This window comes from Parabacteroides sp. AF39-10AC, from assembly GCF_003635405.1.
Lineage (GTDB): Bacteria > Bacteroidota > Bacteroidia > Bacteroidales > Tannerellaceae > Parabacteroides > Parabacteroides distasonis.
In genome coordinates this window covers 192,611-215,442 of the sequence record NZ_QTLP01000006.1, presented here as the reverse complement: position 1 = coordinate 215,442, position 22,832 = coordinate 192,611, and the positions used below count along the sequence as shown (strand labels likewise).

Sequence of the window (22,832 nt, the reverse complement as noted above, 5' to 3'; positions counted from 1 at the left end):
ACAATCCATAAGGTATTGGCTGTTCCCCTTTATCATAACCTATTTAGAAAGAATGAACAAGGAACTAACATCATACGACAAGATAGCCACGGTACTTTTCAAAGGGCATGAAGAAGCGGCAAGCCTTCTCTCCTGCCGGGAGCTTATGCAAAAAGATCGCTGGATGTTATGTGTTTCCAAGTTATTGGAAGACCCCATGACAGCCGACAAAGACCTGATCGCTTTCCTGATGGCCGGTTGCGACGGTAGTTGTGAGCCCGTATCACAAGCCACCGCTTACCGTGATTTGGCCGCTATCCGGAGACTCGTAGGAAATGTACAGTTAGCCGGCAAGAACTGGTATCGTTACATGGTGATCGAGGCCGCCAAGGAAGGTATCCGCATCGCCCGGGAAGCCAAAGACCCCAAAGGTATCGCCGCCAACGCGGACAAGATCGGTAAATACACCCGCTCCGATAAAGAAGACGATGACATTGATCGAAGCGCTTGGGAACCACCCTGCTTTGAGCCATCCGATGATGTCACGTTAATGGGAGATGATTTCAAGCCTATCCCTAATCTTGAAGAAGAAAGGAAATCATTCCGGGCATTGTTCAAGCAAGATCATGATATCGTAGATATTGAACCCATTACAGACGACTATGGCACTGATGACTGAACCTTTCACCCGTAAAGCGAAAGAGGCGCAACGCAAGTTTTTCAATAAGATGCAACGCATGGGAATGGCGATCGCCGCCCACGACGAGTATTGGGTGTGTAGCCGTGGTACCGGTAAATCCGAGGGTTTGGACGCACGCTTCATCATCCGGAATGTTTGGTCCATGCCGGGTTCTACCGGGGCTTTAATCTCTCCATCCTATGCCAAGGCTTGGGGTAATACGCTACCGGCGATTATTCACGCTCTCGCCGAATGGGGCTATATCGAGGGCATTCATTTCTTTGTTGGCCGCAAGGCACCCCTGTCCGCCAACTTCGGAAAGCCCAAGCGCCCGCCGCTTCAGACCGCATGGGGCAATTGCATTCATTTCTGGAATGGCACCGTATTGGTCGTACTCTCCTTCAGTCAAGGGATGTCAGCGAACTCCATGTCCTTAGATTGGGTAATCGGTCCGGAGGCGAAATTCCTAGACTACGATAAGATAAAATCCGAGGTTGATCCCGCCAATCGGGGAAATTTGCAAGATTTCAACCAATGCCCTTGGCATCATTCCGTTCTCTATTCCACGGATATGCCAACCTTAAAAGCCGGACGTTGGATATTGGATAAGATCAACGACATGAATCCGGTTCATATCAACTTGATCCGGAACCTATACCGGGAAATGAAATTAACCGAGCGCCTTCCGGAACAAACATCATACACCCAACGCAAATACAAAGAATTACGCCATGACTTAATGTTGGCCCGTAAGTATCAAGCACCTGTCAAACCTATGCGTGGCAAGACCCGGGAGTACACGGTATATTACGGAGAGTATGATATTTTCGATAACATGGAAGTCGTAGGCAAGGATTACATTTGGCAAATGTACCGCAACGTCCCTTCCCTTATATGGCGTACCGCGTTCATGAACGAACGCCTGTTCCGTGTCGCTAATGGCTTCTATTCGGCCTTGAACGATTACCATTTCTATACCCCCGGCGATACTCGCTACATGGGTAGCATGGGAGCGGACTGGAACCGGCTGCGACTGGCCGGATGCCTAGCCGATGGGGATCTGGATATGGACGCTCCCTTGCTAATCGGTTTCGATAGTAACTCCGCAATCAATACCGCATGTATCGGACAGGTACAAGGCCATCAATTACGTACCCTAAAGAGCTTCTTTGTCAAGACCCCCGATAAGCTGGATGAATTGGCTCGTCAGGTTTGCGAATACTACAAATACAAGCTCAAACGTGATATCATCTTCTTTTATGACCAGACCTTCACGTGGACTACCGGCAATAACTCCGAGTCCTATCAAGATACCATCATCCGGATCTTCAAGGAATATGGTTGGGATATCACCGATATCTATATCGGACAGGTAAGCCGCCACGACTGGAGGCACGAGCAAATAGACCGGGCCTTAAAGCATGATCCGACGCTCCTTTATCCTGTTTTCAATAAATACAACAACGAGTTCCTCAAACTCGCCATGGAGCAAACAGCGGTGAAAGTAGGCAAGAACGGATTCGAGAAAGACAAATCGCCGGAAGCTACAGAAGACAGCCCCGATAACCCGGATGAGTACAAGACACACATTACCGACGCATGGGACACATTGTTTGTCGGCGCGAATTTCTTTATGCCTGAACTCGCGTACGCGGAATCCGGAATCATCTTCCTTCATTAAAAATCGGTAGACGCATTTCATGCGTGATCTGTCTGAGGGAGGCAGCAGATAAGGTGAAAAATTGAACTTGCGCCCGCATTTTTTTTGTAGGGCGCTGCGGGGCGCTTTCGCACGCTTTGAGAAAAAAACGCTACTTGAGAGGTGCGCAACTATTAAGTATCAACAAATTAACATTTCAACAATGAGAAACCGTTGCGAAATATGCGGGGACAAAAAAAGAGCCTCTGTTATGGAGGCCCTAAATGCGCTGTTATGATTTGTACTTGCCGTGGCGTGAGTAAGCGTTGCCCGGAATGATACCCGGCTTCGGTAATCTCATAAAGTAACGCCTTGTTTAGATTAATCCATCTCTTTAGCTGGATCGAGGCCGAAGCGGGTGCGCTATTCGGGAAATATTGAATGCCTAGCTCCTGCAACCCGTAAGCCCTTATCTTAAAATTCTCATTGTCCATCCTTCTCTATTTATAAATTATCAAATATACTGAATACTAACCTCATAAAAAAAGGACGCACCCTCTTTTCCAAAACGATGCGCCCTTCTCCCTCAAACGATGCGTGCTTTTAGCCTAGATCTCGTCCGGACTCTCGGAGTCGTTTCCTCCCTCGCCTTTTTCCACGCTTACCTTCTCGAATCGCAATACCTTCGCTTGCGAGCGAAGCGCCTTACCCGGAGAGAAGGTGTACTTAGGACGACGAATCTTAGTGGCGTTGAAATCCTTCTCCACCTTCGTCCCCTCACTACCGAACGTGATACGGAAATTACCGAACTCACCCAACTGTACGATCTTGCCGTCCGACATCTCCAGCTTCATCACGTAGATAAGCGAATCCAGCACCGCTTTCACGTCTGCGCTGGATACGCAAGAACGCTCGCCAATCATGGAGCAAAGACGCTCCATATCACTAGTACCCGTAGATTTCGCTTGTGCGTAATAAAGCTTATCGCCTTCAGTCGCTCCCTTGTGCATGTCCCGTCGCTGCACTAATTTGTAAGTTGTAGCCATTGTTTGTTGATTGTTTTGAAGTGAATAATAGATAGTTGTGTCGTGATCACGGGGGCAAAGGTGGGATATGGTGATTATAGGATGTTAGGGATTACCTAGCAGTGTAAAGTTATATAAGGATATTACGATTTTTTCTTTGCCATCCCAAAAACTTTCACCATATTTGCGACATGGCAACCAAGAATGAATTAGAAAAAAGTAAAGTAAGAAAGGAAACTACCGCTAAGTTCTTTTTTGATATGGCAAAGTTGACATTTGCGGCTTTGGTGCTAGGGGTAGCGGCCTCTTTACTAAACCGGGAGATAGAGGATGAGATACCAAGTATGGCTAATTATCTTTTTGCGATGGGATTCATCGGTACGGTTGCCTTTGCGATGATTGGATATAGAATCTTAAAATAATAATAATATGCAGATAGCAGTTGTTTTTTTCACCGTTGTAGCTATTGTTGCCGTAGGCATATTAGCGTATACTTATACACCATCCGGAAAACGATGGATAGAGAACATGTGATAAATCCTTTTTGGAATATTCCCCAGCCGGCCCAATAAAAGCCGGCTTTTTCTTTGCCATCCCAAAAACTTTCACCATATTTGCAATGTCCTATTTCACGAAAGGCGGGTGACCGCCGAACATATTTGTATCGGCATTTTTTGTGTCCATACTAGTACGTATATATAATACAACGGTTTCGTACCCCCTTGATATGGCTTAATGGCCATAACTGCCTTTCGTGGTGTAGGACAAAGGGACAGGCGAGACCGTTTTTTGTTTTTCCTGCCCCAAACAAACAATGTTAGTTATGTCCAAACACGAAAACATTTGTTTGCCGGGGAATAATAGTACCCTACAATCAACGTCCACTCACGAAACGAGTTTCTTTTCTTGGATCACCGTCCAGAAGTTCTACAACTTGTTACCTCTTGGTATCACGCCCTGTAAATCCATTCACGAGGCAAAGATGTACACGGTAGCTTTATTAACAATGCTGTCTCCGGCGTTCTTACCGCTGATTGGAGTGGCTTGGTTCGTGTTCTGCTCAGCGAAGAAAGGAGGCCGGTCATGAAAGCAAGCCCTTACATAGAACAAATACGGGTGAAATCCCCCGGCAAGAAAGAAGAAGTTCTTTATTGCATTGACTGTAATGAGTACCGCATGAGCGATATAACAGAAGAGCAACTTACGGATATATATAACTTGATCGGGGAGTTCCTCGGGAAAGGAGGTGAGCAATGAGAACTATTAAAACATTAGAGGAAGCCCACCGGATAATCGCTGAATTGGAAATGGAAATCAAAGAAACAAAAAGAAAACATGATGCCGCCTGTGAAAAAATAGGTTGGTTAAAAGGTAAGCTATCTGAGTGCGGAATACCTATTCGCATAGGAGATATGACCATTTTCACTATTATAAAAGGGGGTAAAGCCATATGACACTCCAAGAAGCCCTTCGCCTACTCGACATCGTGACCGATGTAAACGAGCAATACAGCAAACAAGAACGAATACGTGCCGCCATGCGGCTAGAAGAACTACTCCGGCTACTATTGCCGGAAGAATAATATCAATCAAGCCCCGCCCGGAGAAATCCCCGGCGGGGCTTTTTCATGTCCTTTTCCGAAGGTATGATTACGAGCATCTTTGTGAAAAATGTTTGGAGATGATATCACAGGTATTTAGCCCGATCGTAGAGAGGATCTTGATTAAGCTCCAGATGGTATTGAACCATTCTTGGGGCTGGATGATAAGCGGGATGATATTCTTATTGAATTTTATCTCGCCCGTGAAATACGCTTTCGCCGCTATGGGCGTGGCTATTACGGCCGACTTGCTATTCGGGATGTTCTCGGCAAAGAAGCAAGGTAAATTCTTCCTATCACAAAGCGGAAGAGATACCCCCGCCAAGGTGATCGTCTATTTCGGTTTCATGCTCGTGGTATTCGTTACGGAACGGATATTCACTCAAGATAACGCCATAATCACCAAGGCCGGATGTACCCTAGCCTGTGTGTGCGAGCTGTGGAGCATGCTGGGTAGCGTATTGATTATCTGGCCGAACATGATGTTTCCAAAGCTGCTTAAACTACAGCTCAAAGGAGAGATCGAGTCTAAGCTAGGAAAGAATATTAGTAACCAATTAGATAAGGAGGATTGTAAAAATGACAACGACACCAAGGGGAATCCGAAACAACAACCCCGGTAATATCCGGAACTCGGAGCGGAACGACTGGGCCGGAGAAGTATCGAAAGCCGATAAAAAGGACAACGCTTTCGAGGAATTCGAGGATATACCGCATGGGGTACGGGCCATGATGAAGCTCTTGCTAAAATACCAGCGATCGTATAACCTACGCTCCATAAAGGAACTGATAGAACGATGGGCACCCCGCGATGAGAATGACACGGCGGCTTACGTACGATGGGTATGCCGGGAGATGCAAATGCCGGACTGTTGCCGGCTAGACCTGTCGGACAAGGGAACGATGTGCGCCCTAGTGGATGCCATGTGCTACATGGAGAACGGTGAGCGTATCCCTATGGAAGACATCGAGGCCGGCTGGGAACTGATGTGAGAGTGGTATTGTTTATGCGAGCTCCCTTTTGGATAGCGAATCATGGAATATGGACTTTATAAGAGATTGTGTGTCTTGGCCGGAATGGTGGCTCTTTGCGCTAGCTGCTCCGTGCGTCGTAGCGCTTCTGATCATAGCCATTACAGAGATCAAGAGCGACAGGTATTGGAGAGCTTGGATACCTCTATGGATGTACGGCTTGCCAGTTCCAACACCGTGCGAGATCGGTGGAGAAACATCCGGATCATACGAAGGGAATTCGACCTTGAGCGGCAGCCGGACGAAAACGGCCGATACCCGGTCAAGGCGGAAACGACACTCGAAGGCGAGGAACATGAGAACGAGCGAAAAGAAGAAGCGGAAAGCCAAAAGAAAGAGGAGAACGAGAACGTTTTCGCCCGGTCGGAAGCCAGCCATGAGGAAGAGCGATCCGGAGATACCGAACTCAACTCCGATATCGGCAAGAACGCCCTCGGGTGGTGGGCGCTCGGCGTAACGATGGTTCTGGCCTTGGTAATCTTTTTAAGATGGAGATATGGAAAAAAGGATAAAACAAAGTGATGTCTGGGCTGTCATGCAGCAAAAGGATGACCGGGGACGATACAAGATGTTCTCGTTCTCGTACGTGCGGTTGAATGAAAGCCGGGAGGGAAATGGCTCTCCCGGCTCGATCGAGAATTATGAGGTAGCCTACTTCAGCTCGATCCACGCCAAGGGAAGCACGGTAAACATCCGGATTCGGGGCGAACGGTTCCCACGGAAGTTCATCCGTTGCATGATCATCCGGATTAACGGTAAAAAAATATACGCATAATGGGACGCAAGAACGTATTTCTAATGGGTGACACCGCTTTCCTCCCCGGAGCGAAAGCGGCGGTGGTCATGACCGAGGACGTAGGTTTTCTGGAGGATAAAAAATTCACGGCCACGGTCATTACCCCGGCCAAAGGATCTTCCGTCAAGAAAGAGGTCAGGTTTGTCCCGTTCGGTCACCAAGACAAGTTGCCCGTAAGGATCATGAAAAAGATCGCCGACAACACCATCGTAGGCAGCAATATCGAGTTCAAGGCGAACATGGCCTACGGCGATGGGTTGATGGTCTGCCGGAGGGTGAAGAATCCGGAGACCCAAAAGATCGAGCTGGAGGAACTTACCCCGGAAGAGGCTCCGGAGATATTCCAGTTCATATCGGACAGCAACTACTTACGGGTAATGTCCGAGCTGGCCAACGATCTGGTCGTATTCTCCGACTCTTTCGTCTATCTGGCTTTTGGCAAACGGAAGGCCGGAGAGAAACCGAAGGTAGTCCAGATCTGGCACCGGGAGATGTGCTTTTCCCGGATCAGCGAGCAAGACGAGAAGACGAAACGCATCGAGTATCATGGTTATTCCTCGCAATGGGGAGAGGAGTCATTTCCGGACGACGTGATCGTAACGAGATTGCTAGACCGCCGAAGCCCGCTTTACGATCTCAAGGTTCGTACCGGGCTCGTACCCGATCCGGAGACCGGAGAGAAAAAGGACGAGGAAGAGAATGGCTATACGTTAAGCCTCAATATGCCGGTACCGGGGCGTTTTTATTACAACCGCCCTTATTGGTGGTCCATCTTCCTCGATTGGTACGAGTTCAGTTGCGCCATCCCGAAATTCAAGAAGGCGTTGCTGAAAAACCAGATGGTCTTGAAATATCACGTCTCCATCAACATGAAATTTTGGGACAAGCTTTACGACTCGGAAGGTATCCCCAAGGATGACAAGAAGAAACGGAACGAGCGCAAGAACGCTTTCCTACAACAACTGAACGACTTCCTTTCCGGAGAGGAGAACGCCGGCAAGAGCTTCGTATCCCATTTCCGGTATGATCAGATCAATAAATACGAGGAGAGCGATATCATCATCAAGCCCTTGGAATCATTTATCAAGGGCGGTGAGTATATCGAGGACTCGGAGGAAGCGACAAACGTGATCTGTAACACGATGGGCGTACATCCGTCCTTGAAAGGAGCGTCGCCCGGGAAATCGAAGAACATCAACGGTACCGAGGCCCGGGAGTTATTCATTATCGCCCAAGTACTGTTCAAGCCGCTCCGGGACATGATGGTTCTCCCGCTATACCTAGCCCGGGAGATCAACGGATGGGGAAAAGACATCGAGTTCGTGATACCCAATATCATGCTAACGACACTCGATAAGAACACGGGATCGGAAAAGAGTATCGGTAACGAAAAAGTATAATCATGACACAGCCATTCCTACAAACGATAGATGATTTGAGGCATACCGTCAAGGTAAACGCCTCATTTAAGTTCGAGATATTGGAGCCTTATCTTCAAGACGCTTTCGATCGATATATCGTCCCCTACCTCGGGGAAGCCTTGGTCGATCGGCTGTATCGAGAGCCGTTAACGGAAGATATCCTTACGATCAAGACGCTCGCCAGCCGGACACTGGGACCATTGGCCGTGGCGATAGCCAGTCCGGAGCTAGGGGTCTTGATCGGTGACAGCGGGCATACGGTAGGCCGGAACGATAAGTTCACCGTAGCCAGCGACCAAAAGATCGCCCGATCGGAAGAGAGCATGCAGGAACGGGGATGGAATAACTTGGATAAGCTACTGGAGCATCTCGGAAGCCACGAGAACGACTATCCGGAATGGAAAGAAAGCCGCTATTACAAGAACCAAGCCAACGACCACTACCTTAATTCCGCCCGGGAGTTTCAGGATTACGGTAAGGTGAATATCGATTATTCCCGGTTGACCTTCGAAAAGTTCCGTCCCCTACTCGATACACTGGAGATGAAGCTATGCCGCTGGATCGGGACCACTCTTGACAAGAGCTTAAAAGACACCTTAAGAACCGGCGTGGATGATCCGCTCCGGATCAAGCTGATTGATTATATCCGGGTATGGCTCGCCATGTACGTAGCCAAGCTCCATACCAGCCAAACCACCCGGGTACAACGTACGGCGGCCGGCCAGCTGGAGTTTAAACCCGTGATCTATCCGCTGTATTCCGATCCCACGGACAACGGTAATTTCTACGCCGAGCAGGTAACGTCGTTAGAAGCGGTAATCGAGGATTACATGAAAGTTTACGCCCCGGAACTAGGCCTCCCCGCTCCTATCAAGAACGACTTTAATTCCAAGGACAAACATATTTTCGTATTATGAGAAAAATAACGATCAAAGATATCGATTACCTCGTGCCCGGCACATGGGATGAGATGACAGCGGAACAGCTTTGCTTTCTCGCCAATATTTTGAACTCGAAAAGTACGGCCCAAGAAGCCAAGGTCAAGATGCTATTGTTTTGCCTGTCCGCGAGAATCCGGCGATACCAGAAAGCCAATGGAACCGGTTACGCCGTTTCCCTTCCCAAAGATCGTATATGGATCACGGCCGAGCAACTGGCGGCGTTGAGCACCATCTTTGATTTCTTATTCCAAGAGACAGAAAAAGGGATCGAGCTGGATATCCGCTTAACCCGTAACCCATTCCCCGTCTACAAAGACAAAGATATCGAGTTATACGGCCCGGAAGACGGCCTGACCAATATCAGCTACGGACAGTTCATCATGCTACAGACTTGGCAACAGCGGATGAGACAGGATTTATTCGAGGCATTGGATAACTTCCTATCCATAATCTGGAAAGACGGCTCATTCTCCATACGTGAGGACGGTGATCCGGCTTGGTTCCGGAATGTAGAGCCGATCGTAAAGACAGTCATGTTCTGGTACTACCTAGGTAGCATGAATTTCATACAAGCAAAGTTCTCCCGGGTATTCTCCTCCGGAGGGAATGAAGCCCCTTTGGATATATTCGACACGCAACAACGCATCGTGGATGAGATGGCCAGCGGAGACGTGACCAAGAAAGAACAGGTAAAACAATCCCTTTTATACGACGCTCTCTATACCCTAGAAGTAGCGATCGAAAAAGAGGAGAAAAAGAAACAAGATATGTAGTAATAGGTGTTTTTCATGGTATTAGATTTTTAGATTAGTAATGGACAGCCGCTTTGCCTGTGAAGGTGGAGCGGTTTTGTTATTATCTCCAATCCAGATACTATGATAATAAAAATATTACCAAACGTTTGCCATTGATAATATATTTATTATCTTTGTGATGTCATTAAGACAAGAGCTCTATGCATAGTGACGATGGGCTAAAAGCCCGGATAGAAGAGGCAGAAAAAGATCTCCTTTTTTATCTCCGCAAGTATCATGAACTGACTTCGAGAAGCAAATTCATGAAAGCGGTGGTTGATAAAGAGATCAAGAGACTTGAGAAAGAACTTAAGGAACTTGGAAAGTATTATTGACCAGAAAGGTTCTCCCCCTCCAGGCCAGAGGGGGAGTTTCCCTTTCATGTGTAACTCAAAAAACAGAATAAGATGGATAAAGTAAAGCGTTTTTTTGAACTAAAGGAACTTTGGAAAAAGTCCCCGGAGAATGACCGCCCTACCATAGACCGACAAATTACCGATCTGTTGGATAGCATGGATGAAAAGGAAACCGAACTGCTTACCGCAGGTGTGCAAAATGACTTTGAAAACATCCATAAAGAGATCACGGACATCAAGGAGCAGCTAACTATTCGTGAGCGACTGAGTCCCGTTTTACCATACCTGTCCGTCTCTAATCTAGCCAAAGATTATTTCGGGAAATCATCCTCTTGGTTCTACCAACGATTAAACGGGAATAGCGTACACGGTAAAATTTGCAAATTCACACAGGAGGAACTGGCTATTTTGGATATGGCGCTGAAAGACATCAGCCGCCGGATTACTAAATTGAACTTGGTATAGATCATTTTATTATGGGAGCCATAGAAAACAAACATATCTTTGCCGCATATGCAAACCTAGCGATAGATGGACTAATAAAAACACTTAATTTTATCGCTAAAAAGTTGGACACCCAAAAGCAATTAAGCAGTTGGGATATCAAGCATGTAATAACACTCATCGACTCAATCTTCGATCAAAATCCACAAAACAACCTAGAACAGATCGTTGAAGGATATCTACCATGGATAAAACCGATCATTGAAATGAAGACGCCTAAAAAAGGTGAAAGGCAATCGGATAAACTTTGTATAGAATATAAAACCATCATTACAGCTTTTGCCTCTTTGCTTAATGATGTCAGGAACTATTACACCCATTATTATCATGATCCCATCTGCATTTATCCCCGTGGGTATGATATCCCTTCATCACTGAACTGCATCTACGATAGTGCCATAAACATTATCAAGGAGCGTTTCCAAGCCGAGGAGAAAGAGATGGAGCATCTTCGTAGATACACTCGCAAAAAAGGGCGGGTTGTTCTAAAAACAGAAGATGATCATTTCTATTACACATTAGTAAACAATAACGGTCTGAGCGAAAAAGGGTATGCTTTCTTCATCTCGATGTTCCTTGAAAGGAAGTACAGTTATCTATTCTTGAAAAAGTTATCCGGATTCAAACGGGGAGACTCGTTACAATATAGGCTTACCCTTGAGGTTTTCACGGCTCTTTCCACCAAACCTCCTGTAGAACGTCTACGCACTACGAAAGACACGAAACAAGACCGGGCTTTAGATATACTGAATGAACTATCTAAGATACCAATAGAACTGTATCAAACCCTTGAACCTAAATACCGGGAAATGTATAACGAGACATTACAACCAACGGATGCCGAAGATCCTTACGGCCTTCCGGATAGATCCAGAATACGGTTCCGCAGTCGCTTTGAGACTTTTGCCCTGCACTTTTTAGACAAACAAGCTGATTTTAAAGAAATTGGCTTCTATACATATCTCGGAAATTACTTTCACAATGGATATCAAAAAACAAGAGTCGATAGAGAGACAAAGGATAGATACATTAATTTCCAACTCGCAGGCTTTTGTAAAAACATCCAAGATATCTCCGCAAAGAAACTATCGGAGGCATTAAACGTAAAATCCATAGATATAAGTACAGATAGTATACCGGATATCAATTCTTTTGAGCCTTATCTGGTTCAATCTACGCCCCACTATATCGTTAATGGTAATAATATCGGTATTAAGGTATTACCAGAAGGGAAAGATACCTACCCTACCATCGATGAGAAGGGTGCTAAAATGCCTATCGCCGATTTCTGGTTAAGTAAATACGAATTGCCGGCCATGTTATTCTATACTTATTTACGGAATAATAATATACATAAATCACACTGTCCCCTATCCGTAAAAGATATTATTGAACGATCTATCCATAAAAGTACCAAACAAAAGCATCCGGAAGAGAGATCCGAGTTAATGTTACGCCGGGTCATGAAAGCGATCTTTTGGACAGATAGTAAACTCAATGAGGTAGAACGTATCAAATCTCAGAAATCCGCTTTTGGTAAAAGGCAACATGAAATATTAAAAGCTGGCCGAATAGCGGAAACGTTGGTTAGAGACATGCTATGGCTACAGCCTTCAAAAAACAATGGAAGGGATAAAGTCACAGAGCCTAATTTCCAAGCCATACAAGTTTCTTTAGCATATTTCGGGATAAGAAGAAATGACTTAACGGAAATCTTCACACGAGCAGGATTGATCAATTCTTCAAATCCGCATCCTTTTTTAGCTCAAATAGGTACGAATTATACCTCTTTAATAGAGTTTTACATCGCTTACCTTAAGGAGCGGAAAGTATATTTTTCACGAATACAAAAGAAAATCCTCCAAGGGAAACTAAATATCCAGTGCCACCCTCTTCGGGACTTACAACGTGAGCCTAATAAGCCTCAAGATAAGGAAGAGGCCATATTCCTACCTCGTGGTCTATTTAATGAAGCGATCATTAATTGTTTGAAAAAATCCAAATTGAAGCAATTAATAGAATCTCCTACCCGAGAAAAAAGTCCGGCATTGAATGTCTCATACTTGATCCAGAACTATTTTAGAACTTATTTCGAAGATCAATCTCAAGAATTCTATGCACAACCCCGTAATTATCGTTTATTCGATAAGTTATCACCGAATAAGGGTAAATCCAAAAGCTATTTATCCTTAGAGCAAAGGATCAAGAAAATGGAAGAACTAAGGCCATCCAAGATTCCTGTTGCAGAAGCTAATAAGCTATTAGAGAAAGAAGATAGACTTTATCGTAAGAATTATAACGAAATATGCGATAACGAGTCTATAATCAGACTCTACCAAATACAAGATATTCTTTTATTTATGATGACCAAGGAATATCTTCCTTCTGATTTATACAACAGAATTAACAAATACAAACTAGAAAACGTCAAAGGTATTTTAAATGAGAGAGTTTCTTACTTGATCGATCTCAACCTTTTAAAAATACAAGGAGAAGATATCAAGATAAAAGACTACGGAAAGTTATTTTATATACATCATGATACAAGAATCAGCTCTTTGAATAAAGTATTAAGTAAAGTCAAAAGAAACAATAGTATATCTTCTAGCGTAAAGATTCAACCTTATGAAAATTATAAAAGAGAATGCCTAGATTTCGAAGAAGCCCAGATACAAATCATACCTATCATTCATTCTTTCGAAATCGCTATGGTATCGATGTTCCCAGATTTAAAGAAGGCTACTCCCGGAAATTATTATGATTTTAATGAGCTAATTACAGAATATGAGAAACGAACTAAACAAAAGATAGATAGTTCTTTTCTCATTAAAACTCGGAATATGTTCTTACATGATAAATACGAAGCTGAATGTATCAAAGAGATTTCTGACGATTTCGTCTATGCAAAAAAGATTATAGCAGAATTTAAAATGAAGATAGAAAATATAAAATTAGAAGACCTTTCGAATGACTCATCAGCATAAAAACATTTTATGCTCTTTGGTTGAAAGGTAGAAACAACAATCTTTTAACCTGAATTTCGCAATCAGTTGTATTAACCTTTAGTTTGAAAGGTAGAAACAACCCCGTTTTAGTCGTTACCTTGACCTCGGAAGTTGTATTAACCTTTAGTTTGAAAGGTAGAAACAACTCATATTTACCCCTCCTGAATAATTACGCGTTGTATTAACCTTTAGTTTGAAAGGCAAAAACAACATTTTAAGATATATACTCTTATCAACTTAAATAATCAAGAAAAACCTTTGTATTTCAAATAAACTTTACTTACTTGCAGCATTGTTAACATTTAAATTCACACGATATGAAGAAAACATTATTATCTCTCATTTTCGTCGCAGCCATAACAGGCTGTAGTATTATTCCTAAATCTCCATACCAACAAAGCGCAGTGGTATTAGATTATTCAGAATATACAAACAAAGGATTTTTTATGACAGAAGCCAATTCTGTCAATTTTGAATATAAAGCTATTGGTAGTGTATCCGCAAAAGTTCAAAGTGGTTATGAGATTATAGGAGAGAGCGTTCGCAAAGGAATGAAAGATGATATTTATGGGGAGACCTATGATAAGCATAAAGTCAAATACGGAAAATACAAACAAGCTTTTTCTGATGATGCTATTAATGTCTTATGTAATAAAGCAATGGAAATAGGAGCAAATGGTATCATTAATATCAAGGTCACTTATCTGCCCGCAATAAGAGATTTAAAAACAGGAATTGTTATTGAACCAGATGCTATCATTGTCACTGGCATGGCTATCCGGAAATAATTTGGATTCATCAAAAACTTTTCCTTAATTGCAGTAATGTTAACGTAAAAACTAGTCAAACTTATGATTGTAAATAAGGTTTTAAATATAACCTCAGATGATGTGGAAAATCAAAAGGATTTGCAAATTCTTTTAGATTGGAAACGCACGCTTCAAAATAAAATCAATGAACTGAAAGTTCGTTTGGAGGTTGCAAGAAAAGAATATCAAACTCTTAATTCGGAAGAAAACAAATCAATTCTTATTAGGACATCTGACGCAAGAAACTATAATATAGCCTTTCTTGAATTGTTAAATGCTCGCATTAAGAAATTAAGGAATAAGAATGGTTTAGGAGATCATATTCAAAATCTGCGTAATTTCAAAGCAGTTGCAAAGGAAAAGCTTTCAGAGGAGTTATATGAAGAAATAAAAAGGCTAGCAATAGAAAGAACCGAAAAAACAAGCGAATCGAAGTTTTGAAGCAAAAGCTATTGCCATCTCAAAAACTTTCACCATATTTGCAATGCGTTACATTTTGACAAGGCGACAAAGCCTCGCCATTTATTGCTGCGGGCATTTTTTATGCCTACGGTTAAAAATATAGTTCCGACCCCCGTGTGGAGCGTTAATGCGCCCACTGCCTTGTCAAGGTGTAACGCAACGGGAAAGCGGAACTTTTTTGTTCCCTTCTCGTATATTAATTTATTAAATGCGTTACATTATGACAAAGAAAAATTCAATTACCTTGCAGCCCGAGGTGGCTACAAGCGTAAAGGTATCCAATCCTTTCACATGGACAACCGTCCAAAAGTTCTACAACCTCTTACCTCTTGGTATCGCCTCTTGCAAATCCATTTACGAGGCTAAAATGTACACGGTAGCTTTATTGGTTATGCTGTCTCCAGTGTTCTTTCCACTGGTCATCGTAGCTTGGTTCGTTTATAACTCAGCGAAGAAAGGAGGCCAAAATGATTAGACTGGAAGATATATGTATATCAAACCTGATGCTGGATGCGATCAGATATTGGCAGGAAAATGATAAAGGTGGGTTAGAAGAAGATGTTAAGGCCATTGACAGCGCTATCACTTTCATTGCATGCGAGCATGATGCCCCGGGTGTACTTTCTGAAAAAGAATCATTGTCGCTTATCGCGGCTCTAAGCTTTCTGAAAAAAAGATTATGTTTGTTTGAAGGAAAGGAGGAACCGAAATGAAACTCCAAGAAGCCCTGCGCCTACTCGACATCGTAACCGATGTAAACGGACAATATAGTAAAGAAGAACGAATGCGTGCCGCCATGAGATTGGAAGAGCTGTTACGTTTGTTACTCCCAGAGGAATGATTATATTTGCGATATGTTGACGTTCGTTATCATATTAGGTTTTGTCATGCTGATCGGGGCCTCGATTAATGAGGCTAAACGCAGTGGAAATACAACGGCAAAGGTTATAGCTACTGTACTGATCTTCTTTTTCCTTTTCTTTTTACTATCCTTAGTTTAAAGATATGTCCTTTAAAAGCTCCCTTCGGGGGGCTTTTTTTGTGTCTATAAATTGGATGTTATGGACATATACAATCACTTTGAGTATTCGGAATGGATCGCTAGGCATCTAGCCGCTATCGGTCATACGGACGGGGAATGTCATTTCCTCCGTAGTGACGAGGTAGAGGAAATCTCCGATCTGGAAGAACGTATCTCCTCTATCCGGGATCATGTATTAGTCGCCATCGATGGGCTTAACTCGGATTTTTCTTGGCTTAACAATGATAACCTCGTAAATGTCCCACAATATTTTATCGCCCTATTAAAGCAATGCGAGGCCGGGGATATCGACGGGATTCACTTTGCGAAAGCGGAATGCAAGGATCTTCTCATGCAGATCGTCTGCCGGATGATGCTCGACTGGAACGAGGAACGTAACGGGCTTCAGTTCCTAGAGCTAAACAGCATGACCTTTCGGGGCATTGGTCCCATGGGAGATAATTTCTATGGGGTGATGTTAGGCTTCAATCTAAGAAAGCCTATCCCCTTCTCTATCGACAAATCAATGTGGGTATGATATGGGAGTCATGAAAAGATTGAGCGAGCAGATGCGCACACCTAAACGCAGGAACTCCCTAATCGGAGCGAGGGAAGGATTACCCTTCGAGATCTCGCTAGAGTCAACCAGCCGGATCGCCCGGTATGAACGTAGGCAGGATAAGGAGAAATTGAGACAATTCAATTCTGAGGTAAAGGAATGGATGGGTTACGTGATCCAAGACTTAAAAGGGAATATCGCCTTGCTTGTCCAGAAAGATGAGTTCCTATCGGACTCCCTAGAACCCAGAATTTACAAAAGTAAAGGAGAGACCGAACGAGTGGGATTCAGTTTCGCCCGTGAAGGTATCTATATCCATAAGGGAGCCGGACGGGGCCAAGGTGGTTTCCGGGGCGGCTCTAAATGGACGGACAAATACGGGAAGCTGAAAAAGACCAACCCGGATTCTTTCTACCTGATGGGAACCGGCAACCGCCACCCGATCCGTTGGTTCGATCCCATCATCGAAAAGAATCTTCCCAAACTGGCAGACATCGTAGCGGACTACGCCGCCGATATGCAAATCGACGCATCACGAATTTTCATAGATAAAGATTAGGATATGGCAGGAGATTTAAACAGGAGCATCAAGATATACTTGGATAACTCCGACGCAATGACTAGCGCATCGGAGTTAGAGACGAAAATCGGGGAACTGGAGAAAAAGCTACTTGATCTCCGGACGGCCGGAGAAGGCAATAGTAAGGCGGCAAAGAAAATAGAACGTGAGTTGACTGCCCAAACCCAGAAGATGCAAAAGTATAAGCAAGAGGTCGCTGATACGGAAAGAGTATTGAAGAACCTAAGTGGAGCTACTTATAATGACTTAATAAAGACAAAGAATAAAATTTCAACGGAGCTGAAAAAAGTAACTCGTGGTACCGCTGAATATAACACTAAGTTAGAAATGCTGAAACGCATCTCCAAAGAAACCGCACTAGCCCAACAAGAGATGCGTGTAGAGATCGGTTGCCAAGCCTCGGTCTGGGGACGTGCCACAGATTTCGTAAATAAATATATGGGAATCATTGGTACCGCAGTGGCAGCCATTACGGGTATTACTCTTACTTTCAACAAATTCCGTGAAGCCCGCAATAAACTGGAAGAAAGCAAGGCCGATGTAAAAGCTCTTACAGGCCTAGATGATGAAAGTATAGAGTGGCTTACAGATCAAGCAAAACGTCTTTCCACTACAGTTACCGAAGAAGGTATCCGCATACGCCAATCCGCTGATGAGATACTGGAAGCTTATAAATTAGTAGGTTCCGCTAAACCCGAATTGCTAGCAAATAAAGAGGCTTTAGCAGAAGTGACGGAGCAAACGCTCATCCTCGCCTCTGCCAGTGGCATGAAACTTACAGATGCGGTAGATGCCGTCACCTTGGCATTAAACCAATATGGGGATGGAGCTGATCAAGCCGCTCGATATGTAAATGTACTTGCCGCCGGAAGTAAATTCGGTGCGGCAGCCGTAGAGAGCCAAACCAAGGCTATAAAGACAAGTGGTGTCGCAGCCGCTTCCGCAAAGATCCCGATCGAACAACTGGTTGGAACCATAGAGACTCTGGGAGAGAAAGGTATCAAGGACGAGATCGCCGGTACCGGACTCAAAAAGTTTTTCCTTACCCTGCAAACAGGAGCTGACGAGACTAACCCCAAAATAGTCGGGCTAAGTACGGCTCTGGAAAATCTCCGCAAAAAACAAATGGACGCTACCGCTATCAAAAAAATGTTCGGGGAAGAAGGTTACAATGTTGCCTCTGTCCTTATCAATGAAGCGGATAAGGTAGAATATTATACGAAAGCCATAACCGGCACATCCGTCGCTTTAGAGCAGGCCACGATAAAAAGCCAATCCGCCACGGCTAAAATGCAACAAGCAAAAAACAAACTTAACGATCTTGGCATTGAGTTAATGGAGAAGATCAATCCATCCATTATCAGCGTAATGAATCAAACCGTGAACTGGACTAAAAAACTAGTTCTGATGGCTGATTGGATCAGTAAAAATACAGGGCTGGTTATTACCTTAATATCGACATTAACTTTGTATACAGCCGCTATCAAGCTAAACACTTACTGGAAGATTGCGTCAAATGGAGCTACTCTAAAAGCTACAATTATAGAAAAAGCTCATTTAGTTGCGACCCGTTCTTCCATAGCCGCAGAATATGCATTAGCGGCAGCATCAGCTCTCAAGGCTAGAAATATCAAAGCTGCGACTATGGCTATGCGCAGTTTCTTAGTGACTCTGGGTCTCAATCCCATTATTGCGGCAGGTGTGGCAATTACGGCTTTAGCTGTAGGCATTTACAAAATATGGGATAATTCAACAAAAAGTGCCCGGGCTTTAAAAGAGATGAACAAGGAAATCTCCACAGAACGGGCAGAAGCTTATACCCTATTTGACGCTCTCCAACGAAGCAACGCCGGAACAAAGCAACGAAAAGAATTAATCGATGAGATCAATTCTCGATATGGAAAATATCTTGAAAACCAACTAACAGAACAAAGTACAACCGAGGATATCGCAAAAGCTTTAGAAATAGTTAATGAAAAGTTGCATGAAAACATAGTTTTAAAAACCATGCAGAAAGAGAAGGAGGATGTAACGACCACCGCCTTAAATAAACAAATCGATTTGATGGATCAAATGAGGGAAAAATCAAATCTGGGGCAATTCGTTACCGACGCTATGCTTCGAGACGTAAAACGTATAACAGATGAAGGGATAAAGAACGGACGCTCATGGACAAAAACGTATGATGATGTCATCTCTTACATTGACTACTACTATGGTGCCAGAGATAAGGTCGATAAGGATTTCTGGGGAAGTTTACAGAGCTATATGACACAAACTTACCAATTAGCATCCAACCTCGATAAGATATCTCAGAAATACTCTCCTCTTCTGCCTAAAAAACCTGCAAACGAGTTGCCAGAAGTAGAAGTTATTGCCCCTAAAATAAAAAAAACGGATATAACCCCGGGACTGTCAGTGGAGCAAGAGAAAAAAATCACAGACGCAAAGCTGAAAGAGGTTGATCGTTATATCGCAACCAAGAAACTAAAATTGACACAAGATTATACCGAGGGCCTAAGATTATATGATGATTATCAAACAAAACTTCAAGCTTTAGAACTCGAAAAATTAAATAAACAATTAGCTATCTATAAAATAGGCAGTGACGAAAGAAAGAAAATAGAGCAATTAATACTAGATTATAAGATCAAATTATTAGACAAAGGGTATCAAGCCTATCTGGAAAATCTCCAAAAAGAAAAAGACATCAACAAAAAGAAGGAAAAACAGACAAAAGAACACTATGACAAATTGAATGAGTTGTTACAAGGATTCGTTAAAAAGGAAATGGACGAAAAAGAGAAGGCTAGAGAAGAAGAGGAAGAAAAGAAAAAAAAGCAATTCAACATAATGAAAGATTTTGGTAGTGAAGCAGGAATGATATTAGGTCAAGCTTTAACAGATACCGAAACGACATTTGCTGATGCTATGCATAATATTCTTCTTCTTACCTTAGATACATTAAGACAGATTGCAGTAATGGCTATCGCTGAAAGAACCATTAAAGATATAGGTAGCTTAGGTTTTCTAGGATTGGCAAAAGCAGCAGGTGAAATCGCACTTATTAACGTCGCTTTCGGTGCCTTGAAAGGTCTTATCAAGAAACCTAGTACATCTACCGCAAATGCAGGTCTTAATGACAGCACTACGCCGCAAACCGGACAACGGGTTGTATCAGACTCCACCGGTTGGTACAACGGAGGATTCACCGGCAACGGTGGTATACTTGAAGTGGCTGGTCCCGTACATCGAGAAGAATACGTTACACCGGCATGGCAATTACAAGATCCGGTTTCCATGAACCATATCCTAGCCTTGGATGCCATCCGAAGACAAAGAACAAGCACAAATCCTCTTCCCGTCAACGGATTCGCCAACGGTGGATACAATGGACGCTCGGATGAAGAAAATGTAATGGTTTCAAGTAATAATCCGGAATTACTCAAAGTACTCACACAGCTACTTATGCTATTTTCCGAACTAAGAGCAAAAGGCATGAGGGCCTATATCGTTTATAGCGATATCGAGGCCGCCCAGAAGACATTGGACAAATCCAAAAAGATAGGAGGCAAATAAGATGGACATCATTCACGAATCCGGCAAGGCTTACGACCTAGGAGACATCCAATTGACCTTATCCCGGATGAACCCGTTCTTTAACGATTACGGAGAGCAGAGCTTACCGGTAACACTCCCTCCCACGGACAGGAATAGGGAACTACTCATCTATCCGGATAACATGGCCGGGATCAGCAAGGCCTCGCAGCGGATCAACGCCATGATCCAACACGGGGTATTCTCCATTCCCTGCCGTCAAGCCATCCTGTCGGCGAACCGGAAGAGCGGGATCGAGACCAGTTTTTACTTGAATACCGGAGCGTTCTACGAGAAGATCAAGGATGTACCGTTATCCACGGTCTTTGAGGACAAGGTTCTCAAGTTCGCGTCTGTCAGCGAGGCGATATCCTTCTGCCGGAACCTGTTCATTACACATGACGACCGATTCGCCTTGTTCCCGGCCATCCTAGAGTCCGGTTCTTTAAACGCCACCGGTGATCCGGGACCGGACGGATATCCCCGTCTTTACAACGACGTGGAGCGGACGGAGGTAGTCGATGAGAAAACGATCCGGTTGGCTCCGGGATTCTACATATCCCCCTTCATCCGTGGATTGCATCTATTGGAGGAGATATTCGCCTATCTTGGCTACACCTTGGAGGACTCCTTCTTTTCCCGCACCACCCCATTCAAGGACATGGTTTTTTTGAACAACACGATCGATACGATCGTAAGGGGTGAGATCCGATACTCCCAGATCGTCCCGGACTGCATGATCAAGACGATACTGGACGTATACCGATATAAATTCTGCTGCGAGTTCATCCCGGACGAGACCCGCAAGACCATCCGTATCGTGCTATTCGATGAGAACCTGAACGAGACACCCTCCTGCGACCTCACGGATTGCGTAGCTGGTAAATACACAGTCAACCATCCCTCGAGCTTCAAGCAGTTAAAGCTTACCTGTGACCGGCTCACGCCGCCGGAAGAGAAACAGGAGAGCGAGCGCCCGATGCCAACGACGGGAAGAGCCACGGGGAACGAGAACGAGGAGTTCAGTACCTTGGTAGACCTATTAAAGAAATACCCGGACGTGGAGTATAACCAGATATCGGGTGAGTTTGTCCGGAGAGGTTACAAGGGGATCACGCCGGTCACGCAACGGATCGGTCTGGTCACGATGGATTATTACGCCGGCGGGACACTGGAGACGGAGAGCAAGGAATCCCCGGACGTGCTACCGGCGATGGTCCATACACCTGCTTTTGGCAGCGGAGGAGCCGGGGCCATCCCGCATCTCGGGATTTATATAGGGACCGGAAGATCGTTGAACTCCTCCATCATCATGGATTCCGTGAATGACTCCACGTCTGAGGTGGTAGGCGAGGCGGAAGATAACGAGGAGTTGAAACCCATGCCGGCGTTCGTATTCCATGCCGGGAAACTGGACTACGGGACGATCCTCAATCATGATGCGGATGGAAACAAGCTCTGGAACTATACGCTCGCCTACCACGGCCCGGACGGGCTTTTCGAACGGTTCTGGAGGAATTACGATTCCCTGCTCCGGAACTCTCTGCTCGAGATAAAAGCGAGCATGCTTCTCAGTGACATCCAAAAGGTATCGCTCTCCGAGTACAGGAAGGTGACGATCGAGGGACAGGAGTTGCTTCCCTCCGCCATACAATATAGCCCGGGTTCCCGGGAACCCTTGGAATCCACGTTCCTTACCACGAGGCTTTACGAGCCGGTATCCACGGCCATGGCCGAGGCAGAGCGGTTCGCCTCCCATGTATCCAAATATAAATGGAAGGTCAACTACTCCCGGTCCAACGCCAGTGACAGCGTGAAAAGGAGATGGGTGTTCAAGGAGGAGCCCGTGACCATATACTACGCCCCGCCCAGCGCATACCAATACGTGCAGGGCGGGAAATACCATCAAGCCACTTATCCCGTGCAATTCTATAGCCGTGGCTCCGCATCCGGGCCGACCGATCCGGAGGACGGTACCCTGACCGTGTGGCTCGAGCCCGTGACCCGGTAACTGTCCTTTATCGGACCATCCG

At 44.6% G+C, this 22,832-nt stretch carries 28 protein-coding genes and 1 CRISPR repeat array; of the genes, 26 read left to right on the top strand and 2 right to left on the bottom strand.

Going from position 1 to position 22,832, the window contains the following annotated elements; all coding sequences use genetic code 11:
* Nucleotides 1–52: 52 nt before the first annotated feature.
* Complete coding sequence (locus DW033_RS07790) at nucleotides 53–658, top strand: hypothetical protein (protein WP_048928121.1); 606 nt, start codon at nucleotides 53–55, stop codon at nucleotides 656–658.
* Nucleotides 642–2,339: a hypothetical protein gene (locus DW033_RS07785; RefSeq protein ID WP_229103434.1), complete on the top strand. Its 1,698-nt coding sequence runs from the start codon at nucleotides 642–644 to the stop codon at nucleotides 2,337–2,339. The genes DW033_RS07790 and DW033_RS07785 overlap by 17 nt, the downstream gene beginning before the upstream one ends.
* A gap of 227 nt (nucleotides 2,340–2,566) precedes the next feature.
* On the opposite strand, the gene DW033_RS07780 is transcribed toward DW033_RS07785, so the two are convergent.
* Together DW033_RS07780 and DW033_RS07775 are read right to left on the bottom strand one after the other, a co-directional pair.
* Nucleotides 2,567–2,791 carry a DUF4248 domain-containing protein gene (locus DW033_RS07780; RefSeq protein ID WP_009018470.1) on the bottom strand — a complete coding sequence of 75 codons (225 nt, stop codon included), beginning with the start codon at nucleotides 2,789–2,791 and terminating at the stop codon, nucleotides 2,567–2,569.
* Between the two features lie 114 nt (nucleotides 2,792–2,905).
* Nucleotides 2,906–3,343, bottom strand: a complete 438-nt coding sequence (locus tag DW033_RS07775; RefSeq protein WP_022192455.1) for an HU family DNA-binding protein — start codon at nucleotides 3,341–3,343, stop codon at nucleotides 2,906–2,908.
* 239 nt (nucleotides 3,344–3,582) lie between these two features.
* Here DW033_RS07775 and DW033_RS07770 point away from each other — a divergent pair, with 239 nt between their 5' ends.
* The 24 genes from DW033_RS07770 (at nucleotide 3,583) to DW033_RS07675 (ending at nucleotide 22,810) form a co-directional block, all read left to right on the top strand.
* A complete protein-coding gene (locus tag DW033_RS07770; RefSeq protein WP_227713729.1) occupies nucleotides 3,583–3,744 on the top strand; it encodes a hypothetical protein in 162 nt (53 codons plus the stop codon).
* A gap of 401 nt (nucleotides 3,745–4,145) precedes the next feature.
* The gene (locus DW033_RS07765; protein ID WP_233554152.1) at nucleotides 4,146–4,409 is read left to right on the top strand and encodes a hypothetical protein; all 264 of its coding nucleotides are present in this window, start codon (nucleotides 4,146–4,148) and stop codon (nucleotides 4,407–4,409) included.
* Nucleotides 4,406–4,579, top strand: coding sequence for a hypothetical protein (locus DW033_RS24490; RefSeq protein ID WP_154396219.1), 174 nt, complete (start codon nucleotides 4,406–4,408; stop codon nucleotides 4,577–4,579). The genes DW033_RS07765 and DW033_RS24490 overlap by 4 nt, the downstream gene beginning before the upstream one ends.
* Nucleotides 4,576–4,776, top strand: a complete 201-nt coding sequence (locus tag DW033_RS07760; protein WP_048928091.1) for a hypothetical protein — start codon at nucleotides 4,576–4,578, stop codon at nucleotides 4,774–4,776. The genes DW033_RS24490 and DW033_RS07760 overlap by 4 nt, the downstream gene beginning before the upstream one ends.
* On the top strand, nucleotides 4,773–4,904 hold the full coding sequence (locus tag DW033_RS25210) for a hypothetical protein (RefSeq protein ID WP_255352140.1): 132 nt from the start codon (nucleotides 4,773–4,775) through the stop codon (nucleotides 4,902–4,904). The genes DW033_RS07760 and DW033_RS25210 overlap by 4 nt, the downstream gene beginning before the upstream one ends.
* A gap of 98 nt (nucleotides 4,905–5,002) precedes the next feature.
* Nucleotides 5,003–5,545 (top strand): phage holin family protein, encoded by a 543-nt coding sequence (locus DW033_RS07755; protein ID WP_122145331.1) that lies wholly within the window; start codon nucleotides 5,003–5,005, stop codon nucleotides 5,543–5,545.
* Complete coding sequence (locus DW033_RS07750) at nucleotides 5,502–5,915, top strand: hypothetical protein (protein WP_122103717.1); 414 nt, start codon at nucleotides 5,502–5,504, stop codon at nucleotides 5,913–5,915. The genes DW033_RS07755 and DW033_RS07750 overlap by 44 nt, the downstream gene beginning before the upstream one ends.
* A 42-nt stretch (nucleotides 5,916–5,957) precedes the next feature.
* Complete coding sequence (locus tag DW033_RS07745; RefSeq protein WP_122145332.1) at nucleotides 5,958–6,476, top strand: hypothetical protein; 519 nt, start codon at nucleotides 5,958–5,960, stop codon at nucleotides 6,474–6,476.
* On the top strand, nucleotides 6,451–6,729 hold the full coding sequence (locus DW033_RS07740) for a hypothetical protein (RefSeq protein ID WP_048928087.1): 279 nt from the start codon (nucleotides 6,451–6,453) through the stop codon (nucleotides 6,727–6,729). The genes DW033_RS07745 and DW033_RS07740 overlap by 26 nt, the downstream gene beginning before the upstream one ends.
* Complete coding sequence (locus DW033_RS07735; RefSeq protein WP_048928086.1) at nucleotides 6,729–8,150, top strand: hypothetical protein; 1,422 nt, start codon at nucleotides 6,729–6,731, stop codon at nucleotides 8,148–8,150. The genes DW033_RS07740 and DW033_RS07735 overlap by 1 nt, the downstream gene beginning before the upstream one ends.
* 2 nt (nucleotides 8,151–8,152) lie before the next feature.
* On the top strand, nucleotides 8,153–9,088 hold the full coding sequence (locus DW033_RS07730) for a DUF6712 family protein (RefSeq protein WP_009018483.1): 936 nt from the start codon (nucleotides 8,153–8,155) through the stop codon (nucleotides 9,086–9,088).
* Nucleotides 9,085–9,885, top strand: a complete 801-nt coding sequence (locus DW033_RS07725) for a hypothetical protein (RefSeq protein ID WP_048928085.1) — start codon at nucleotides 9,085–9,087, stop codon at nucleotides 9,883–9,885. Before DW033_RS07730 ends, DW033_RS07725 begins: the two co-directional genes overlap by 4 nt.
* A 182-nt stretch (nucleotides 9,886–10,067) precedes the next feature.
* Entirely contained in the window at nucleotides 10,068–10,241 is a 174-nt protein-coding gene (locus DW033_RS24635) for a hypothetical protein (protein ID WP_009018485.1), read from the top strand.
* A gap of 72 nt (nucleotides 10,242–10,313) precedes the next feature.
* Nucleotides 10,314–10,727 (top strand): DUF5053 domain-containing protein, encoded by a 414-nt coding sequence (locus DW033_RS07720; protein ID WP_009018486.1) that lies wholly within the window; start codon nucleotides 10,314–10,316, stop codon nucleotides 10,725–10,727.
* 11 nt (nucleotides 10,728–10,738) lie between these two features.
* Nucleotides 10,739–13,750, top strand: a complete 3,012-nt coding sequence (cas13b, locus tag DW033_RS07715) for a type VI-B CRISPR-associated RNA-guided ribonuclease Cas13b (protein ID WP_122145333.1) — start codon at nucleotides 10,739–10,741, stop codon at nucleotides 13,748–13,750.
* 1 nt (nucleotide 13,751) lies between these two features.
* A CRISPR array of direct repeats spans nucleotides 13,752–13,982; the repeat unit is 36 nt; unit sequence GTTGTATTAACCTTTAGTTTGAAAGGTAGAAACAAC.
* A gap of 106 nt (nucleotides 13,983–14,088) precedes the next feature.
* Nucleotides 14,089–14,559 carry a hypothetical protein gene (locus DW033_RS07710; RefSeq protein WP_147423670.1) on the top strand — a complete coding sequence of 157 codons (471 nt, stop codon included), beginning with the start codon at nucleotides 14,089–14,091 and terminating at the stop codon, nucleotides 14,557–14,559.
* Between the two features lie 63 nt (nucleotides 14,560–14,622).
* Nucleotides 14,623–15,021, top strand: coding sequence for a hypothetical protein (locus DW033_RS07705; RefSeq protein ID WP_122368660.1), 399 nt, complete (start codon nucleotides 14,623–14,625; stop codon nucleotides 15,019–15,021).
* A 241-nt stretch (nucleotides 15,022–15,262) separates the two neighbouring features.
* Nucleotides 15,263–15,517 carry a hypothetical protein gene (locus DW033_RS07700; RefSeq protein ID WP_122368661.1) on the top strand — a complete coding sequence of 85 codons (255 nt, stop codon included), beginning with the start codon at nucleotides 15,263–15,265 and terminating at the stop codon, nucleotides 15,515–15,517.
* Complete coding sequence (locus DW033_RS07695) at nucleotides 15,510–15,755, top strand: hypothetical protein (RefSeq protein ID WP_009018495.1); 246 nt, start codon at nucleotides 15,510–15,512, stop codon at nucleotides 15,753–15,755. The genes DW033_RS07700 and DW033_RS07695 overlap by 8 nt, the downstream gene beginning before the upstream one ends.
* Entirely contained in the window at nucleotides 15,752–15,883 is a 132-nt protein-coding gene (locus DW033_RS25205) for a hypothetical protein (protein WP_255419875.1), read from the top strand. Before DW033_RS07695 ends, DW033_RS25205 begins: the two co-directional genes overlap by 4 nt.
* A 220-nt stretch (nucleotides 15,884–16,103) precedes the next feature.
* Nucleotides 16,104–16,601: a hypothetical protein gene (locus tag DW033_RS07690; protein ID WP_199705174.1), complete on the top strand. Its 498-nt coding sequence runs from the start codon at nucleotides 16,104–16,106 to the stop codon at nucleotides 16,599–16,601.
* Between the two features lie 10 nt (nucleotides 16,602–16,611).
* The gene (locus DW033_RS07685) at nucleotides 16,612–17,181 is read left to right on the top strand and encodes a hypothetical protein (RefSeq protein WP_229055233.1); all 570 of its coding nucleotides are present in this window, start codon (nucleotides 16,612–16,614) and stop codon (nucleotides 17,179–17,181) included.
* A gap of 3 nt (nucleotides 17,182–17,184) precedes the next feature.
* Nucleotides 17,185–20,781 carry a phage tail tape measure protein gene (locus tag DW033_RS07680; protein WP_122382620.1) on the top strand — a complete coding sequence of 1,199 codons (3,597 nt, stop codon included), beginning with the start codon at nucleotides 17,185–17,187 and terminating at the stop codon, nucleotides 20,779–20,781.
* Nucleotide 20,782: 1 nt separating this feature from the next.
* Nucleotides 20,783–22,810, top strand: a complete 2,028-nt coding sequence (locus DW033_RS07675) for a hypothetical protein (RefSeq protein WP_122368663.1) — start codon at nucleotides 20,783–20,785, stop codon at nucleotides 22,808–22,810.
* Nucleotides 22,811–22,832: the final 22 nt, after the last annotated feature.

Bases quoted from the DNA above. Each gene is read 5' to 3' on its own strand.
- DW033_RS07790 (WP_048928121.1), top strand. From the start codon at position 53: ATGAACAAGGAACTAACATCATACGACAAGATAGCCACGGTACTTTTC.
- DW033_RS07785 (WP_229103434.1), top strand. From the start codon at position 642: ATGGCACTGATGACTGAACCTTTCACCCGTAAAGCGAAAGAGGCGCAA.
- DW033_RS07780 (WP_009018470.1), bottom strand. From the start codon at position 2,791: ATGGACAATGAGAATTTTAAGATAAGGGCTTACGGGTTGCAGGAGCTA.
- DW033_RS07775 (WP_022192455.1), bottom strand. From the start codon at position 3,343: ATGGCTACAACTTACAAATTAGTGCAGCGACGGGACATGCACAAGGGA.
- DW033_RS07770 (WP_227713729.1), top strand. From the start codon at position 3,583: ATGGCAAAGTTGACATTTGCGGCTTTGGTGCTAGGGGTAGCGGCCTCT.
- DW033_RS07765 (WP_233554152.1), top strand. From the start codon at position 4,146: ATGTCCAAACACGAAAACATTTGTTTGCCGGGGAATAATAGTACCCTA.
- DW033_RS24490 (WP_154396219.1), top strand. From the start codon at position 4,406: ATGAAAGCAAGCCCTTACATAGAACAAATACGGGTGAAATCCCCCGGC.
- DW033_RS07760 (WP_048928091.1), top strand. From the start codon at position 4,576: ATGAGAACTATTAAAACATTAGAGGAAGCCCACCGGATAATCGCTGAA.
- DW033_RS25210 (WP_255352140.1), top strand. From the start codon at position 4,773: ATGACACTCCAAGAAGCCCTTCGCCTACTCGACATCGTGACCGATGTA.
- DW033_RS07755 (WP_122145331.1), top strand. From the start codon at position 5,003: ATGATATCACAGGTATTTAGCCCGATCGTAGAGAGGATCTTGATTAAG.
- DW033_RS07750 (WP_122103717.1), top strand. From the start codon at position 5,502: ATGACAACGACACCAAGGGGAATCCGAAACAACAACCCCGGTAATATC.
- DW033_RS07745 (WP_122145332.1), top strand. From the start codon at position 5,958: ATGGAATATGGACTTTATAAGAGATTGTGTGTCTTGGCCGGAATGGTG.
- DW033_RS07740 (WP_048928087.1), top strand. From the start codon at position 6,451: ATGGAAAAAAGGATAAAACAAAGTGATGTCTGGGCTGTCATGCAGCAA.
- DW033_RS07735 (WP_048928086.1), top strand. From the start codon at position 6,729: ATGGGACGCAAGAACGTATTTCTAATGGGTGACACCGCTTTCCTCCCC.
- DW033_RS07730 (WP_009018483.1), top strand. From the start codon at position 8,153: ATGACACAGCCATTCCTACAAACGATAGATGATTTGAGGCATACCGTC.
- DW033_RS07725 (WP_048928085.1), top strand. From the start codon at position 9,085: ATGAGAAAAATAACGATCAAAGATATCGATTACCTCGTGCCCGGCACA.
- DW033_RS24635 (WP_009018485.1), top strand. From the start codon at position 10,068: ATGCATAGTGACGATGGGCTAAAAGCCCGGATAGAAGAGGCAGAAAAA.
- DW033_RS07720 (WP_009018486.1), top strand. From the start codon at position 10,314: ATGGATAAAGTAAAGCGTTTTTTTGAACTAAAGGAACTTTGGAAAAAG.
- cas13b (WP_122145333.1), top strand. From the start codon at position 10,739: ATGGGAGCCATAGAAAACAAACATATCTTTGCCGCATATGCAAACCTA.
- DW033_RS07710 (WP_147423670.1), top strand. From the start codon at position 14,089: ATGAAGAAAACATTATTATCTCTCATTTTCGTCGCAGCCATAACAGGC.
- DW033_RS07705 (WP_122368660.1), top strand. From the start codon at position 14,623: ATGATTGTAAATAAGGTTTTAAATATAACCTCAGATGATGTGGAAAAT.
- DW033_RS07700 (WP_122368661.1), top strand. From the start codon at position 15,263: ATGACAAAGAAAAATTCAATTACCTTGCAGCCCGAGGTGGCTACAAGC.
- DW033_RS07695 (WP_009018495.1), top strand. From the start codon at position 15,510: ATGATTAGACTGGAAGATATATGTATATCAAACCTGATGCTGGATGCG.
- DW033_RS25205 (WP_255419875.1), top strand. From the start codon at position 15,752: ATGAAACTCCAAGAAGCCCTGCGCCTACTCGACATCGTAACCGATGTA.
- DW033_RS07690 (WP_199705174.1), top strand. From the start codon at position 16,104: ATGGACATATACAATCACTTTGAGTATTCGGAATGGATCGCTAGGCAT.
- DW033_RS07685 (WP_229055233.1), top strand. From the start codon at position 16,612: ATGAAAAGATTGAGCGAGCAGATGCGCACACCTAAACGCAGGAACTCC.
- DW033_RS07680 (WP_122382620.1), top strand. From the start codon at position 17,185: ATGGCAGGAGATTTAAACAGGAGCATCAAGATATACTTGGATAACTCC.
- DW033_RS07675 (WP_122368663.1), top strand. From the start codon at position 20,783: ATGGACATCATTCACGAATCCGGCAAGGCTTACGACCTAGGAGACATC.